Genomic DNA, 15,035 nt, shown 5'->3' with positions numbered 1-15,035 from the left:
GTGATGTGATCGACGTCAAGGCCTCCGAGCGCCTTCCCGGATTCCCGAGTTGCGCGCCGTACCATGTGCCCCATGATTCGCACCCGTATCGGCCTCGCCGTCTCCGCCGCCGCGTTGGTTCTCGCGGGTTGCTCCGCTTCGGACAGCGATCCGGCACCCTCGCCGGCCGTGTCGGTGAACACGCCGACCACGCAAGCGCCCGAGCCGGACTCCACGAACACCCCCACCGATGCGGCCGACAAGGTCTCCCCCGCGGGTGCGGGAGCGAAACTCACGGTCACGGACATCCGGACCGGCGTGCACGAGGGCTTCGACCGCGTGGTGTACGAACTCGACGGCGAAGGCACTCCCGGATGGCGGGTCGGCTACGTGGCCGAGGCCGTCCAGGACGGGAGCGGCAACGAGGTCACCGTCGCCGGCGATGCCGTCCTGCAGGTCCTGATCGACGGATCCGCCTATCCGTTCGACAGCGGTGTCGAGCCGTACGCCGGGCCAGATCCCGTCCTCGCCGCACCGGGCGGTTCGGTGGTCGAGGTCACCGGCTCCGGCGTCTTCGAAGGCGTCACCCAGTCGTTCGTCGGCGTCTCCGAATCCGGCACCCCGTTCGCGGTCTATTCGCTCAGTGACCCGGAGCGCGTGGTGATCGACGTCGCCCGCTGAGGCGGAGAGAGCAAAAACGGTTGGGTCCCGGAGCGCCCGGAACCCTAGGCTTGACCTCTAGCGCACTCGAGGTTCTACCGTCGGGTGCGAGCTGAGGAGGCCCCGTCCATGAGCATGGAAATCACCGCGTGGAACGCGATGTACAACGCGATGCACGCAGAGAGCGATCGACGCCCGTTCTCGCGCGCCACGCTGAAGCGGATCGCCGCGTTCGCCGGTCCGCACCGGCGGAACATCACCATCTACCTCCTCCTGAGCGTCGCGATCGCCGCGCTCGGCGTCGCGACACCGGTCCTCGCCGGCCGCGTGGTCGATGCGATCGTGGACAACGCCGCAGTGTCGGTGGTGGTGTGGCTCGCCGTGATCATCGCCACGCTCGCACTCGTCGAGGCCGGGCTCGGCATCGCCAACCGGTGGTTGTCCTCGAGCATCGGCGAAGACCTGATCCTCGATCTGCGCACCACGGTGTTCGACCACGTACAGCGCATGCCCGTCGCATTCTTCACGCGCACGCGCACCGGCGCACTCGTCTCTCGTCTGAACAACGACGTGATCGGCGCGCAGCGCGCCTTCAGCGACACCCTGTCCGGGGTGGTCGGCAACCTCGTCACCCTCGTCATCACCCTCGTGGTGATGCTCGGGATCTCCTGGCAGATCACCCTGCTCGCACTGCTGCTGCTCCCCATCTTCATCGTGCCCGCCCGCCACATGGGGACCAGGCTCGCGCAACTGAGCCGCGAAGCGGCGAACCACAACTCGGTGATGAACACCCAGATGACCGAACGGTTCTCGGCGCCCGGCGCCACGTTGATCAAGCTGTTCGGCCGGCCGTCCCAGGAATCGACCGAGTTCGCCGTCCGCGCGCGCCGGGTGCGCAACATCGGCGTGCGTACCGCGATGCTCCAGAGCGTCTTCGTCACGGCGCTGACGCTGGTGTCCGCGCTCGCGCTCGCGCTCGTCTACGGGCTCGGCGGCTTCTACGCGCTGCGCGACCAACTGGACCCCGGGTCGGTGGTCGCGATGGCCATGCTGCTCACCCGCCTCTATGCCCCGCTCACCGCGCTGGCCAGTGCCCGCATGGACGTGATGAGCGCGATGGTGAGCTTCGAGCGGGTCTTCGAGATTCTCGATCTCGAACCGCTCATCAAGCAGTCCCCCGACGCCCGCGACGTGCCCAAAGGCCCGGTATCGGTGGAGTTCCGAGACGTGAGCTTCGCGTATCCCTCTGCCGACAAGGTGTCGCTCGCGTCGCTCGAGGAAGTCGCGGTGCTCGATTCCCGCGGCGGTGAGACGGTGCTGCACGATCTGTCGTTCCGGGTGGAGCCGGGGCACATGGTTGCCCTCGTCGGATCGTCCGGTGCCGGTAAATCGACTGTTGCACAATTGATTCCGCGTCTCTACGACGTGGACACCGGCTCCGTGTCGCTGGGCGGGGTCGACGTGCGCGACCTGAGCACGGATTCGATCCGCAGCACCGTGGGACTGGTGACCCAGGACGGACATCTGTTCCACGACAGTGTGCGAGCGAATCTGCTCCTCGCCCGGCCCGGCGCCACCGAAGACGAACTGTTCGACGCCCTGCGCCGCGCGCGACTGGCCGACCTGATCGGGTCACTGCCCAACGGACTCGACACCGTGGTGGGCGAACGGGGCTACCGCCTGTCCGGCGGCGAACGCCAGCGGCTCACCATTGCGCGTCTGCTGCTCGCCCATCCGCAGGTCGTGATTCTCGACGAGGCCACCGCGCACCTGGACTCGACGTCCGAAGCCGCAGTGCAGGAAGCACTCACCGAAGCACTCGCGGGACGGACATCGGTGGTCATCGCGCACAGACTGTCCACCATCCGGGCCGCCGACCAGATCCTGGTGGTCGAGGACGGCCGAATCGTCGAGCGCGGCACCCACGCCGAACTCCTCGCGGCGGGGGGCCGCTACGAAGAACTCCACCGAACCCAGTTCGCCGATTCAGGACCGAAGTCGTCCGCGTTGGTTCCCACACTGGGGTCATGACTACGAACGAATCGGAACTGATCCTCTCACTGCTCGACAACCAGTACTCGGCGCTTCGCAATGCGGTGACGGACCTGACCGAGGAACAGGCACGTTCTGTGCCGAGCGCGTCGTCGCTCAGCCTCGCGTCACTGCACAACCATCTCGTGCAAGGGCACGCCGCTGCCGCCGACCGGATCGCGGGCACCGTGAACCCGGACCGCGATCCCGTCGAGGACTGGCAGTCGGCGTGGCTGGTCGACGACGCCGACAGCGCGGCAGGCCGGCTCGCACGACTCGACGCCGTCGCCGAACAGTTCGCCGCGGTGCTGCGCGCCGAACCCGACCTCGACCGTGTCGTCGACCTGCCGGCAGATATCGCCCGGTGGCTGATACACGACGGCCCACTCACCGTCCGGTTTCTTGCTCTACACCAGATCGAGGAGTGGGCTCGTCATGCCGGTCATGCCGACGTCATTCGTGAATCGATCGACGGCGCGACCGCCGCTACGCTCAGCGGTGCGACGTGGTGACCTGACGGTCAGTCGCGGCCACGGAATCCGCCGCCGCTCTGCTCGCGACGGTCGCCGCGGTCCTTGCGGTGGGTGAAGTCTCCGCTGCCGCGGCGCTCGCCACCGCTTCGCCGGTCGCCGCCGCGGTCGTCGCGACCACGGTAGTTGCTGCTCGGCCGGCCTCCGGGTGCACCCGAATCGGGCTGCAACTGGATGAGCACACCCGAGATGCGGGTTGCCCGCAGCGCGTCGAGCGTCTGCGCCGGCAGATCCTTCGGGAGTTCCACCAGGCTGTGGTCGGCGCGGATGCTGATGTGTCCGAAGTCGCCGCGGCGGAGGCCACCCTCGTTGGCGATGGCACCGACGATCGCACCCGGCTGCACGCGGTGCCGCTTGCCCACCGAAATCCGGTAGGTAGCCATCTCCTGGCCGTCGCGACCGACCTTCGGACCGTCGTCGAATCGACGCGCGGGGCGCTCGCGCGGCTCGCGTTCACGGCGCGGAGCGGCGACGGGTTCGGGCTCGTGCTCCAGGAGGAACGACTCGCCGTCGCGCGACATCAGGGCCAGAGCGGCCGCGATGTCCGCGAGCGGTACGTCGTGCTCGCGCTCGTAGTCCTCGATGAAGGTGCGGAACAACTGGAGGTTCTCGGACGCGAGCGCCTCGGTGATCGCGTCGTAGAACTTCGACACACGCTGCGCGTTGACATCGTCGATGCTCGGCAACTGCATTTCGGCGACCGGCTGGCGGGTGGCCCGCTCGATCGACTTGAGGAGATGCCGTTCACGAGGGGTCACGAACAGCAGCGCGTCACCGGTGCGTCCGGCGCGACCGGTACGGCCGATGCGGTGCACGTACGACTCGGTGTCGTGCGGGATGTCGTAGTTGACCACGTGGCTGATGCGGTCGACGTCGAGGCCACGTGCCGCGACGTCGGTCGCCACGAGGATGTCGAGCGCACCGCTCTTGAGCTGGCCGATGGTGCGCTCACGCTGCGCCTGCACGATGTCGCCGTTGATCGCGGCGGCGGAGAACCCACGGGCGCGCAGCTTCTCTGCCAGATCCTCGGTGGCCTGCTTCGTGCGGACGAAGATGATCATGGCCTCGAACGACTCGACCTCGAGGATCCGGGTGAGGGCGTCGAGCTTGCGCTGATGGGATACCGACACCCAGCGCTGGGTGGTGTTCGCAGAGGTCGTCGTCTTCGACTTGACGGTGATTTCCTGCGGGTCCTTCAGGTACTTCTTCGACAGACGGCGGATCGCGCCCGGCATGGTCGCCGAGAACAACGCGACCTGCTTGGTCTCCGGGGTGTCGGCGAGGATCCGCTCGACGTCTTCCTGGAAGCCCATCGTCAGCATCTCGTCGGCCTCGTCGAGGACGAGGTATTCGAGTTCCGAGATGTCGAGGGTGCCCTTGGCAAGGTGATCGATCACACGTCCGGGGGTACCGACGATGACCTGTGCGCCGCGGCGCAATCCGGCCAGCTGAACGCCGTAGGCCTGGCCGCCGTAGATGGGCAGCACATGCAGCCCGGGGATGTGTGTGGAGTACTTGCCGAAAGCTTCCGCGACCTGCAGTGCAAGCTCGCGGGTCGGCGCAAGGACCAGCGCCTGCGGCCGCTTCTTCGTGGTGTCGATCCGCGAGAGGATCGGCACCGCGAATGCGGCAGTCTTGCCGGTGCCGGTCTGAGCGAGACCGACGACGTCCCGTCCCTCCAGCAGTGGTGGTATGGTCGCCGCCTGAATCGGCGACGGGGTCTCGTAACCCACGTCCGAAAGGGCCTGCAGCACACGGGGGTCGATGTCGAGATCGGCAAACGTGATAGCTGCGGTCTCCTGGTTGGGGGCGTCTTCGATTTCACTCATTTGACCAGCAGTTTATCGGATCGGTGCGGCTTGCCGCGCCATACCCCGGCTATGAGAGTGCTTTCACCTCCCTGCCAGGGCGTGTTCGCTCACACCTTAGGGCACGCGACCACGCCTTCCCCGACAACGAGAGGACCGCCGCTGTGCCGGACTCCCAGGCCATCCCCACCCACTGGTACAACATCGCCGGAGATCTGGACGTCGCGCCTCCTCCACACCTGCATCCCGGCACCCGCGAACCGGTGACCGCCGACGATCTCGCACCACTGTTCGCGACAGGCTTGATCGAACAGGAGTTGTCCACCGAGACGGACATCGCGATCCCGGACCCCGTCCGCGAGGCGTATGCGAACTACCGCACCACGCCGTTGATCCGCGCCCGCTCGTTCGAGAAGGCACTGGGGACCCCGGCCCGCATCTACGTCAAGTACGAAGGGGTCAGCCCTGTAGGCAGTCACAAAGTCAACTCCGCCGTCGCGCAGGCCTACTACAACTCCCTCGACGGGGTCACCCGGCTGACCACCGAGACCGGCGCCGGGCAGTGGGGCTCGGCACTGGCGTTCGCGTGCGCCAAGTTCGGTATCGACCTCGAGGTGTGGCAGGTGCGCGCCTCGTACGACTCCAAGCCCTACCGGCGCTTCCTGATCGAGACCTACGGCGGCACGGTCCACGCGAGCCCGTCGGAATTGACCGAGGCGGGGCGTGCGGTGCTCGCCCGGGACCCCGACACCCCGGGCTCGCTCGGCATCGCCGTGTCCGAAGCCGTCGAGGTCGCGGTGAAGGACCCGCACGCCCGGTACACGCTCGGCAGCGTGCTCAACCACGTCGTGCTCCACCAGACGGTGATCGGGCTGGAAGCGGTCGAACAGCTACGCGCAGCGGGCGAGGACAACGCCGACGTCGTGTTCGGCTGTGCCGGTGGCGGTTCCAACCTCGCCGGCCTGGCGTTCCCCTTCATCCGGGAAGTGATCCACGGTCGAGCGAGAACGCGTGTCGTGGCCGTCGAGCCGACCGCGTGCCCCTCGATCACGCAGGGTGAGTACCGGTACGACCACGGCGACATCGCCGGACTGACGCCGCTGCTGAAGATGCACACCCTCGGACAGGACTTCATTCCCGATCCGATCCACGCGGGTGGGCTCCGGTACCACGGCATGGCGCCGCTGCTGAGCCACACCGTCGAACTCGGATACGTCGAAGGCCGCGCGGTCCGTCAGACCGACGCCTTCGCCGCCGCGGTCGAGTTCGCGCGGAACGAGGGAATCGTTCCCGCCCCCGAGGCGTCCCACGCGATCGCGGCAGCCGCCGACTACGCCCGGGGGCTCACCGAGCCCGAGGTCATCGTGATCGGCCTGTCCGGACACGGCCAGCTCGACCTGCCCGCCTACGACGCCTATCTCTCCGGGCGCCTGACTTAGCCGATCCGGGCGGTAGCCGATCCGGGCGGCACGCGGTCCACGACGTGCCGTCCGGCCCATACTGGAGAGGTGCCGTATGCCTCTCGAGAGGACGCCGGGCGGAAGCTCGCCCGCGCGGCAAGGCACCTGCGCGACACTCGGGATCCCGTGGTGCTGGCTCTGCCGCGCGGGGGGATCCCCGTCGCGCGGGAAGTCGCCCTCGCTCTGAGCGCACCGCTCGACGTTCTGGTGGTGCGCAAACTCGGGGTGCCGTGGCATCCCGAGCTTGCGATGGGAGCCATCGCGGAGGGCGGGTTCCGCGTCCTCAACGAGGACGTCGTCCGGGTGAGCCGGATCGACGACGACACGATCGATGCAGTCGAAGCGCGAGAGCGCACGGAACTCGAGCGGCGTGCCGCCCTGCTCCGCGCCGGGCACGCGCGACTCGAGTTGTCGGCCCGCACCGCATTGATCGTCGACGACGGGATGGCTACCGGCGCCACGGTCGCGGTGGCGTGCCTGGCGGCGCGTGCGAGCGGCGCCGTCGTCGTGATCGTGGCCGTGCCCGTCGCCTCCCCCGAGGCTGCCCGCCGGGTTGCCCGGGTCGCCGACGAGGTGCTCTGCCCGTGGATTCCGCGCGATACGAACAGCGTGGGTGCCGCGTACGACGACTTCCATCAGCTCGAGGACGACGAGGCCGTCCGGATCCTTCGCAGCACTCGATTGTGATCTGCAACTCATCGACCATGTAGCATCGTGCCCATTACCCGGCGGTAGGTTGTGTTGTGCACATCACGCTTATCGGACTGTAAATTATTCGCAATTCGGACGCCCGGGTGATGCAAATCCCAATGAACTGTGATGCAATGCACACCGCAGATTCAAAAAGATGGAGGGTCGCAGTGAGTGAGATTGCCGTACCACAGTCGTTCTCGATTCCGGAGAACGTCTCGATGGCCGATTCGGTGTTCCGGCACGAGAAGGAATCCCCGGAGTTCGTAGCGTTCGAGCGGCCCATGGACGGCAAGTGGGTGAAGGTCTCCGCACGAGAGTTCGCCGACCAGGTCCGCAGTGTCGCCAAGGGCCTGATGGCCTCGGGCGTCGAGTTCGGTGACCGCGTCGCGATCCTCTCCGGGACCCGCTACGAGTGGGTCCTGCTGGACTACGCGATCTGGACCGCGGGTGGCGTCACGGTGGCCATCTACGAGACCTCCGCCGCCGATCAGTCCAAGTGGATCCTCGAAGACTCGGGCACCTCGATTCTCGTGGTGGAGAAGGACGAGTACGCCGACGTCGTGCGCGAGGTCGCCGACGCCGCACCCGCCCTTCGCGAAATGCTCACGATCGAGCCCGGCTCCGGCGGCAAGAGCGCCGTCGAGGAACTCATCGCCCGCGGCGCGGCGATCACCGACGAGCAGGTCGAGGAACGCCGGGCTCAGGTCGTCGCGGAATCCGGCGCGACCCTCATCTACACCTCGGGCACGACGGGCCGCCCCAAGGGTGTTCTGCTCAAGCATCGTCACCTCTACGCCGAGTCGACGGCGTGCGCCATCGCCCTGCCCGAGAGCATGCAAGCCGGCCGTCGCACGCTGCTCTTCCTGCCGCTCGCGCACGTCTTCGCACGTCTGATCTCGTTCGCGGCCTTCGACAGCCGGGTGACGGTCGCGCACACCTCGGATCTGACGACCCTGCTCGACAAGTTCGCCGAGTTCCAGCCCGACTTCATCCTGTCGGTGCCCCGGGTCTTCGAGAAGGTCTACAACTCCGCGAAGCAGAAGGCCTACGACGGCGGCAAGGGCAAGATCTTCGAAAAGGCCTCCGACGTCGCGATCCAGTACAGCCAGGCGCTCGAGACGGGCGGACCGGGCCTGGGCCTGAAGATCAAGCACGCGGTCTTCGACCGGCTCGTCTACGGCAAGCTTCGTGCTGCTCTCGGCGGCAAGGCGAGCATGGCCGTCGCCGGCGGCGCCGCACTGGGCGCGCGCCTCGGACACTTCTTCCGCGGAGTCGGCGTCAACGTGCTCGAGGGCTACGGCCTGACCGAGACCACCGGCGGCATCATCATGAACACCCCCGCCGCACAGAAGATCGGCAGTGTCGGCAAGCCGTTCAACGGCTGCGCCGCGAAGATCGCCGAAGACGGCGAACTGCTGCTCAAGGGCCCCCAGGTCTTCGAGGGTTACTGGCAGAACGACGAAGCCACCAAGGACGCGATTCGCGAGGGCTGGTTCCACACCGGCGACATCGGTGCGATCGACGAGAACGGTTTCGTCTCGATCACGGGCCGCAAGAAGGAACTCATCGTCACCGCGGGCGGCAAGAACGTCGCTCCGGCGATCCTCGAGGATTCGCTGCGTGCGCACCCGCTGATCAGCCAGGTGCTCGTCGTCGGTGATTCGAAGCCCTTCATCGGCGCACTGATCACCATCGATCAGGAGGCGCTGCCGGGCTGGCTCGAGCGCCACAGCCTGCCGGCCGGGACTCCCGTCGCCGACCTGATCAAGAACGCGGACCTGATCGCCGAGATCGACACTGCGGTCGCCGACACCAACAAGAAGGTGTCCAAGGCCGAAGCGATCAAGAAGTACCGGATTCTCGATACCGACTTCAGCATCGAGACAGGCGAATTGACGCCGACGCTCAAGCTCAAGCGGAACATCATCCACGAGAAGCACGGCTCGGAGATCGCCTCGATCTACAACTGATCGAGACAGCTTCGTAGCAACACTGCGCACTGTGCCCCTCGCCCGACCGGCGAGGGGCACAGTGCGTTTCACACCAGCTGGGTCACACCATCGGGCACGCCGCCGCCCGGCGCGTTCACGACACCTCGAGCACGAACCCGGCGACCTCGTCCGTCACGAGCCGGTGTCCCGGCTCGTGCAGCAGGTCGTGCCCCGCATCGGCAAAGTCCCGCCACCGCAGGGAGGGGATCGACGCGGCCCACTCGCGCACGGGTCCGACGGGAGCCAGCCTGTCGTCGAGGCCGTGTAGTCCGAGGGCCGCCAGGCCGGTCGCGGAGAGCAGAGCCGCGGTCTCCGGAACGGCAGCCCGGCGCGGGGTGCCGCACAGCACCACACCGCGGAATCGTGCGGCATCGGAGCGCAGAAGTGCCAGAGACGACGCCGCGCCGAGCGAATGGCCCATGAGCACGAGCGGCACTCCACTCGGTTCGGCGACAGCGGTGAGTGTCGCGAGATCCGCGGCATGGTCCGCTGTGTCTCCGACCTGCCCCGGTTGCCCTTCCGACAATCCGTGCCCTGCCAGATCGAGGCCCCACAGTGCGATGCCGTGCGCGGCGAGTCCTCCGGCGAATCGGTGGTAGTGACCGGTGTGCTGCCCCATCCCGTGCGCGAAGACCACTCCGGCGCGGGGTTCGTCGACGGACCAGTGCCGCCAATGCATCCGGCCGGTGCTTCCCGGGAAGAAAGGCATGGGCGCATCCTTCCATCCGGTCACCGCCGGCCGTTCACCAGCAATGACCCTCGCCACGGTAAGTGGGTACCTCGACGCGGGTTTCGCCGTCCACAACGTACAACCGATCGAAACGCTCACACAGTTCACCGGCCTTCGCGTGCCGAAACCAGACCCGGTCGCCGATCGGGATGTCCCGTGCCGCACGACCCGTCACCGGTGTCTGCACCTCGCCGGCACCCTCGTTACGGAGCAATCTCAGTCCCGCAGGGCGCACGGGGCGCGGCACCCGCGAGGTGGAGGCCGGTCCCGAGGCGATGTACCCGCCGCCGAACAAGGTCGTGATCGCCGCTGCGGGTTTCCGCACCGCGGGCAACGCGAAGAAGAGCGACGGCTGGGGCGTGAACGCCCGGTAGTGGTCGAACAGGGTGGGGACGTAGAGTCCCGATCCGGCGGTGACCTCGGTGACGACCGCATCGGCGGAGCTGACCTCGAGAGAACCCGTTCCACCGCTGTTGACGATCTCGAGGTCGCCGACGACGGCACGCACCGCGTCGACCACGGCGCCGCGCCGGGTGGCGAGTTCGGCAGCGGACGCGCGCTTGACCCAGCGGACCGGAGCCGAAGAGTCCGGGAGACCGGCGATCTGGGCTTCGTAGAACATCACTCCGACTACGGCGAAGCCGGCGGAGTCTGCACGGTGCGCCAGCGCGGCCACCTGGTCCGGGGTGCGCAGCGGCGAACGCCGCACCCCCAGGTGCACCGGTCCGACGCGAAGCGATGCGTCGACATCCACGCACACCCGCGGCCGTACACGCGCCTCCCCCATGGCATTACGGATGATGCTCAGGTGCGCGTCCGAGTCGATCATCAACGTGATGGAGTCGAGCGCGGCAGGGCGGGAAGCCAATTCGGCCAGTGCACCCCGGTCGACAGTCGGGTAGCCCATCAGTACGTCGCGCGCTCCTTGTTCCACGAGCCACAACGCCTCCCGCAGGGAGTACGCCATGATCCCCCGAAATCCCTCACGCTCCGTCAGTCCGGGGCCGAGAACCTCCTCGAGGACCGCGCGGCACCGCACCGATTTGCTCGCGACCCGGGCGGGCGTGCCTCCCGCACGCCGGAGCAAGTCCCGCGCGTTGCCGCGCAGGGTCTGCAGGTCGAGTGCGGCGAAAGGCGGATCGAGCTCGGTGGTGGCGGCGTCGAGTCGGTCGAGGGCAGCGTGGAGCAAGGCACATCCATCCGGTTGTCGGTCGGAAACGTCGGTCGGGTCGATCACGGTCGTTCGATGGCGCGGGAGGCGATGATCTCCGCCAGGTTGTCCAGTTCGATGGTTACCGCGTCGTCGTCCTGATCGACGAGCCAGCGGAGCACAAGCCCGTCGAGTAACGCCAGAGCAAGTCGCGCGAGGCTCGGGACGGGTTCGATCCATTCGGTGCCGGATCGATCGGCGCACGCCAGCAGGAAGCGGCCGGCATGGTCGTCCATCCGCTGGTACTGCAGTGCCGCGATGTCGCCGCTGGCAACGGGCGAACCCGCACCGGTGGGCGCGATCCCGGCGGGCCGGTGCCGCAACGAGTACGCGGTGATCTCGTAGGTGAGCAGCTGGCGTCCGGCCGTGAACTCGAGAGCGGGCCACATCGCGGTGAGGCCCGCGTGCAGAAGCTGACGGAGTCCGCCCAGCCCCTCCGGGCCGGGCACGTCGTCGGGAATGTCGAAGGCCGCGTTCATGGCCTCTCCCAGCTGGTCGATGAGCGTTTCCGCCATCGCGACGACGAGCGCTTCCTTGTTCTCGAAGCAGTAGTGCACGACGCCGAGGGATACGCCGGCCTTCTCGGCGACCGCACGGACGGTCACCGCGCCCACTCCTCCCTGCTCGGCGAGCGCGAGCGCCGACTCGACGAGTTGTGTCCGGCGCTCATCCGCGGGCAACCGATTCAGCATGGTCCGATCGTAGATCCCGGCGTCACTCCGGTGTGGCTATTGACCTGAACGCTTGTCCAAGATCATGATTGTGTGATGGCAACCTGGCACAACTGGGCGCGGACCGAAGCGGCGTCACCCCGGCGTTTCGACACCCCCCGCACGATCGACGACCTCGTCGCCGTGGTTGCGCGCGCGTCCCGGCGCGGCGAGCACGTCAAGGCGGTGGGCGCGGGCCATTCGTTCACAGGCGTCGCCGTCACCGACGGCACGCTGGTGTCGCTCGGCGCTCTCTCGGGGATCCTCTCGACGGAACAGACCCCCACCGGAGCCCTCGTGACCGTGTCCGCCGGCACGCGCCTGCGCGACCTGAGTGCGATGCTGTGGGAGATGGGACTGGCGGTACCCAACCTCGGCGACATCGACGTCCAAACCATCGCGGGCGCCATCTCGACCGGAACACACGGCACCGGAACGGGTTTCACGGGCCTCGCGGCTTCGGTGCAGGGATTGACCGTCGTCCTCGCCGACGGAAGCGTGGCGGAATGTTCACCCGAGCACGACCCGGCGCTGTTCGAAGCCGCACGGCTGGGCCTCGGCGCACTGGGTATCCTCGCAACGGTCACCCTCGACTGCGTGCCGGCGTTCCGGTTGCGCGCACACGAAGCGCCGTCGTCCTTGCACGAGACACTCGAAGACATCGAGTCGCTGCGGACCGGCGTGGACCACTTCGAGTTCTACTGGTTTCCCCACACCGACGGTGTGCTGACCAAACACAACACCCGACTCGACGGCGCCGCGCCCACCCAGCCGGTCGGACGGTTCAGAGGACTGCTCGACGACGAGGTCCTCTCCAACGGCGTCTTCGGAGCCTTCCAGCACGTCGGCACCCGCGCTCCCGGCGCCATCCCGCAGCTCAACCGGATCGCCTCGCGTGCCCTGTCCGCCCGCACCTTCGTCGACCGCAGCTACCGGGTGTTCGCGTCCCCGCGCCGGGTCCGCTTCCGCGAGATGGAATACGCCGTCCCGGTCGAGGCCCTGCCGGAGGTGCTCCACGAGATCGACTCCTGGCTGGAGGCAAGCGGCACCCGGATCGGGTTCCCCGTGGAGGTGCGCTTCGCCGCACGGGACGACGTCTGGTTGTCGACCGCGTACGGCCGCGAGACCGCGTACGTCGCAGTGCACCAGTATCACCGGCGCGATCACCGCGCGTACTTCGATGCGGTCGAGTCGATCATGCGCGCGGTGGACGGCCGTCCGCACTGGGGAAAGATGCACGGACGCGCCGCCGCCGACCTGCGTGCGGCCTACCCACGATTCGACGATTTCCTGGCTGTCCGCGATCGCGTGGACCCCGCCCGCATGTTCGCCAATCCGTATCTCGACCGAGTGCTCGGCGCATGACCGGCGCCGCCGCGCTCAGGTGAACGCGGCTCGGATCGAATTGCGGGCGAGGAGCTTCCGCTCCTCTTCGGTGAGACCGAGCTCGTCGTGCAAGGCAGCGAACACGTCGTCGACGTAACCGCCGAAGTACGCGGGGTCATCGGAGTTGATGGTCACCGCCAGGCCTGCATCGAGCATCCGGTGCAACGGATGCACTGACAGCGACTCGACGACGTGCAACCTCACGTTCGACAACGGGCAGGTGGTGAGCGGGATCTGCTCCTCGACGAGGCGCTCGACGAGAGCAGGGTCTTCGAGCGAACGAATCCCGTGGTCGATGCGTTCGGCACCGAGCAGATCGAGTGCCTGCCACACGTACTCGGGCGGCCCCTCTTCCCCGGCGTGCACGGTGATGTGCAGACCCTCCGCCCGGGCGCGCGCGAAGACGTCTTCGAAGAGTGACGGCGGGTACCCGACCTCCGCCGAATCGAGACCGAGCGCGACGATCGGGGCCTGAAGCCGCATCAGCTCGCCGAAGATCGCGTGGGCGTCCGGTACCGGATGGTCACGCACGATCGAGGCGATCATGGCCGCGTCGACACCGAACTCCCGGCGGGACACCGCGACGGCATCGGACAGTCCCTCCACCACGTCCTCGAGCGGGACTCCGCGCACCACATGCGCCTGCGGATCGAAGAAGAACTCGGCGTGGGTGATCCCGGCGCGTGCAGCGCGCGCAAGGTAGCCGCGCGCGAGATCGGAGAAGTCCTCGGCGGTACGGAGAACCTCCATGTTCGCGTAGTACAGATCGAGAAACGACTGCAACCCCGAGAACTCGTGCCCGGACAGGAGGTAGTCGACGTCTCCGTGCGGCAACGTCACGTGGTTGCGTTCGGCCAGTTCGAGCATCAGTTCCGGCTCGAGCGTGCCCTCTATGTGCACGTGCAGTTCGGCCAGTGCATCTTCCGGCGACGCGTGCCGATCCACATCGCCGAGATCGTCTCTCGATGTCACGGGCGTGTCCTCTCTGTCGGCTCTTCCGGCCCTGCTCAGGGCACTAGCGGCCCTGCCACACGGGTGGCCGCTTTTCCGCGAATGCCGTCGCACCTTCGCGCGCATCTTCGGAGACGAACACGGGAGCGGCCAGTTCCATCTGCTTCGAGAACGCTTCGTCCGACGCCCAGTCCACCGACTTGGCGATGATCTCCTTGGTCACCGCCACCGCCAGCGGACCGTTGGCGGTGATGCGCTCGGCAAGCGCGAGAGCGCCGTCGAGTGCCGCACCGGGCTCGGTCAGGGTGTTGACGAAACCGAAGCCGTGGGCGTCTTCCGCGGTGAAGGAGTCGCCGGTGAGAGCCAGTTCCATCGCCTTCTGGTACGGAATGCGGGACGGAAGCCGCAGCAAGCCACCGCCTGCCGCGACCAGACCTCGTTTGACCTCGGGGATGCCGAACTTCGCGTTCTTCGCGGCGACCACCAGATCGGTCGCGAGAACCAGTTCGGTGCCGCCGGCCAGCGCGAAACCTTCGACTGCCGCGATGAGCGGCTTGCGGGGCGGGGCTTCGGTGAAGCCGAGTCCCTTGCCGGGGATCGCAACGTTCTCACCCGCGACGAATGCCTTGAGGTCCATGCCGGCGCAGAAGTTCCCGCCGGCGCCGGTCAGCACACCGACCGAGAGTCCGGCGTCCTCGTCGAGGGTGTCGACCGCGTCGGCGAGACCGCGACTGACCGCCGCGTTGACTGCGTTTCGCGCGTCGGGCCGGTTGATGGTGATGACGAGGACTCGGCCACGACGCTCGAGCAGGACTTCGTCGGACATGAAAGCATCCTTCTGTTGTGGGGTGCGGACCGTCCCCGCTCGCTCGGCCGGAGAATTCGGTTACCCGGTG

At 67.6% G+C, this 15,035-nt stretch carries 13 protein-coding genes; 7 read left to right on the top strand and 6 right to left on the bottom strand.

All coding sequences use genetic code 11. The annotated features are described in order from the left end of the window. Window positions 1–72: 72 nt before the first annotated feature. From ACLQ3J_RS09350 to ACLQ3J_RS09340, 3 genes are all read left to right on the top strand, one after another. Window positions 73–660, top strand: coding sequence for an AMIN-like domain-containing (lipo)protein (locus ACLQ3J_RS09350; protein ID WP_425902928.1), 588 nt, complete (start codon window positions 73–75; stop codon window positions 658–660). 108 nt (window positions 661–768) lie between these two features. After that, window positions 769–2,670 (top strand): ABC transporter ATP-binding protein, encoded by a 1,902-nt coding sequence (locus tag ACLQ3J_RS09345; RefSeq protein WP_425902927.1) that lies wholly within the window; start codon window positions 769–771, stop codon window positions 2,668–2,670. After that, window positions 2,667–3,182, top strand: a complete 516-nt coding sequence (locus ACLQ3J_RS09340; RefSeq protein WP_425902925.1) for a DUF664 domain-containing protein — start codon at window positions 2,667–2,669, stop codon at window positions 3,180–3,182. Before ACLQ3J_RS09345 ends, ACLQ3J_RS09340 begins: the two co-directional genes overlap by 4 nt. An 8-nt stretch (window positions 3,183–3,190) precedes the next feature. Here the strand turns inward: ACLQ3J_RS09340 and ACLQ3J_RS09335 are convergent, their stop codons facing one another. Continuing rightward, window positions 3,191–5,029 carry a DEAD/DEAH box helicase gene (locus ACLQ3J_RS09335; protein WP_169621695.1) on the bottom strand — a complete coding sequence of 613 codons (1,839 nt, stop codon included), beginning with the start codon at window positions 5,027–5,029 and terminating at the stop codon, window positions 3,191–3,193. Window positions 5,030–5,172: 143 nt separating this feature from the next. Here ACLQ3J_RS09335 and ACLQ3J_RS09330 point away from each other — a divergent pair, with 143 nt between their 5' ends. The 3 genes from ACLQ3J_RS09330 to ACLQ3J_RS09320 all read left to right on the top strand — a co-directional run bounded on the left by ACLQ3J_RS09330 (window position 5,173) and on the right by ACLQ3J_RS09320 (window position 9,131). Continuing rightward, the gene (locus ACLQ3J_RS09330; protein ID WP_169652637.1) at window positions 5,173–6,447 is read left to right on the top strand and encodes a TrpB-like pyridoxal phosphate-dependent enzyme; all 1,275 of its coding nucleotides are present in this window, start codon (window positions 5,173–5,175) and stop codon (window positions 6,445–6,447) included. A 69-nt stretch (window positions 6,448–6,516) separates the two neighbouring features. Next, a complete protein-coding gene (locus tag ACLQ3J_RS09325) occupies window positions 6,517–7,155 on the top strand; it encodes a phosphoribosyltransferase family protein (RefSeq protein WP_169621693.1) in 639 nt (212 codons plus the stop codon). Between the two features lie 173 nt (window positions 7,156–7,328). Further along, on the top strand, window positions 7,329–9,131 hold the full coding sequence (locus ACLQ3J_RS09320; protein WP_296548918.1) for an AMP-dependent synthetase/ligase: 1,803 nt from the start codon (window positions 7,329–7,331) through the stop codon (window positions 9,129–9,131). 115 nt (window positions 9,132–9,246) lie between these two features. On the opposite strand, the gene ACLQ3J_RS09315 is transcribed toward ACLQ3J_RS09320, so the two are convergent. The 3 genes from ACLQ3J_RS09315 to ACLQ3J_RS09305 are packed head-to-tail and all read right to left on the bottom strand — an operon-like array spanning window position 9,247 to window position 11,784. After that, on the bottom strand, window positions 9,247–9,861 hold the full coding sequence (locus tag ACLQ3J_RS09315) for an alpha/beta hydrolase (RefSeq protein WP_296548916.1): 615 nt from the start codon (window positions 9,859–9,861) through the stop codon (window positions 9,247–9,249). A 34-nt stretch (window positions 9,862–9,895) separates the two neighbouring features. Then, on the bottom strand, window positions 9,896–11,071 hold the full coding sequence (locus ACLQ3J_RS09310; protein WP_425902923.1) for an amino acid deaminase/aldolase: 1,176 nt from the start codon (window positions 11,069–11,071) through the stop codon (window positions 9,896–9,898). A gap of 44 nt (window positions 11,072–11,115) precedes the next feature. Then, window positions 11,116–11,784: a TetR/AcrR family transcriptional regulator gene (locus ACLQ3J_RS09305; protein WP_169652632.1), complete on the bottom strand. Its 669-nt coding sequence runs from the start codon at window positions 11,782–11,784 to the stop codon at window positions 11,116–11,118. Window positions 11,785–11,859: 75 nt separating this feature from the next. On the opposite strand from ACLQ3J_RS09305, the gene ACLQ3J_RS09300 reads away from it, so the two are divergent. Next, complete coding sequence (locus ACLQ3J_RS09300) at window positions 11,860–13,167, top strand: D-arabinono-1,4-lactone oxidase (protein ID WP_169621688.1); 1,308 nt, start codon at window positions 11,860–11,862, stop codon at window positions 13,165–13,167. A 15-nt stretch (window positions 13,168–13,182) separates the two neighbouring features. Here ACLQ3J_RS09300 and ACLQ3J_RS09295 read toward each other — a convergent pair whose 3' ends face one another. Both ACLQ3J_RS09295 and ACLQ3J_RS09290 read right to left on the bottom strand, forming a co-directional pair. Next, window positions 13,183–14,160 (bottom strand): adenosine deaminase, encoded by a 978-nt coding sequence (locus ACLQ3J_RS09295; protein WP_296548910.1) that lies wholly within the window; start codon window positions 14,158–14,160, stop codon window positions 13,183–13,185. A 43-nt stretch (window positions 14,161–14,203) separates the two neighbouring features. Next, on the bottom strand, window positions 14,204–14,965 hold the full coding sequence (locus ACLQ3J_RS09290; RefSeq protein WP_425902922.1) for a crotonase/enoyl-CoA hydratase family protein: 762 nt from the start codon (window positions 14,963–14,965) through the stop codon (window positions 14,204–14,206). Window positions 14,966–15,035 lie beyond the last annotated feature (70 nt).

Source organism: Rhodococcus sp. DT1 (assembly GCF_049844875.1).
Classification (GTDB): domain Bacteria; phylum Actinomycetota; class Actinomycetes; order Mycobacteriales; family Mycobacteriaceae; genus Rhodococcus.
This window is presented reverse-complemented; position numbering and strand designations above follow the sequence as displayed.

What these genes read in the sequence shown, in the direction of transcription:
- ACLQ3J_RS09350 (WP_425902928.1), top strand. Translation starts at nt 73, where the DNA reads ATGATTCGCACCCGTATCGGCCTCGCCGTCTCCGCCGCCGCGTTGGTT.
- ACLQ3J_RS09345 (WP_425902927.1), top strand. Translation starts at nt 769, where the DNA reads ATGAGCATGGAAATCACCGCGTGGAACGCGATGTACAACGCGATGCAC.
- ACLQ3J_RS09315 (WP_296548916.1), bottom strand. Translation starts at nt 9,861, where the DNA reads ATGCCTTTCTTCCCGGGAAGCACCGGCCGGATGCATTGGCGGCACTGG.
- ACLQ3J_RS09290 (WP_425902922.1), bottom strand. Translation starts at nt 14,965, where the DNA reads ATGTCCGACGAAGTCCTGCTCGAGCGTCGTGGCCGAGTCCTCGTCATC.
- ACLQ3J_RS09305 (WP_169652632.1), bottom strand. Translation starts at nt 11,784, where the DNA reads ATGCTGAATCGGTTGCCCGCGGATGAGCGCCGGACACAACTCGTCGAG.
- ACLQ3J_RS09335 (WP_169621695.1), bottom strand. Translation starts at nt 5,029, where the DNA reads ATGAGTGAAATCGAAGACGCCCCCAACCAGGAGACCGCAGCTATCACG.
- ACLQ3J_RS09300 (WP_169621688.1), top strand. Translation starts at nt 11,860, where the DNA reads ATGGCAACCTGGCACAACTGGGCGCGGACCGAAGCGGCGTCACCCCGG.
- ACLQ3J_RS09340 (WP_425902925.1), top strand. Translation starts at nt 2,667, where the DNA reads ATGACTACGAACGAATCGGAACTGATCCTCTCACTGCTCGACAACCAG.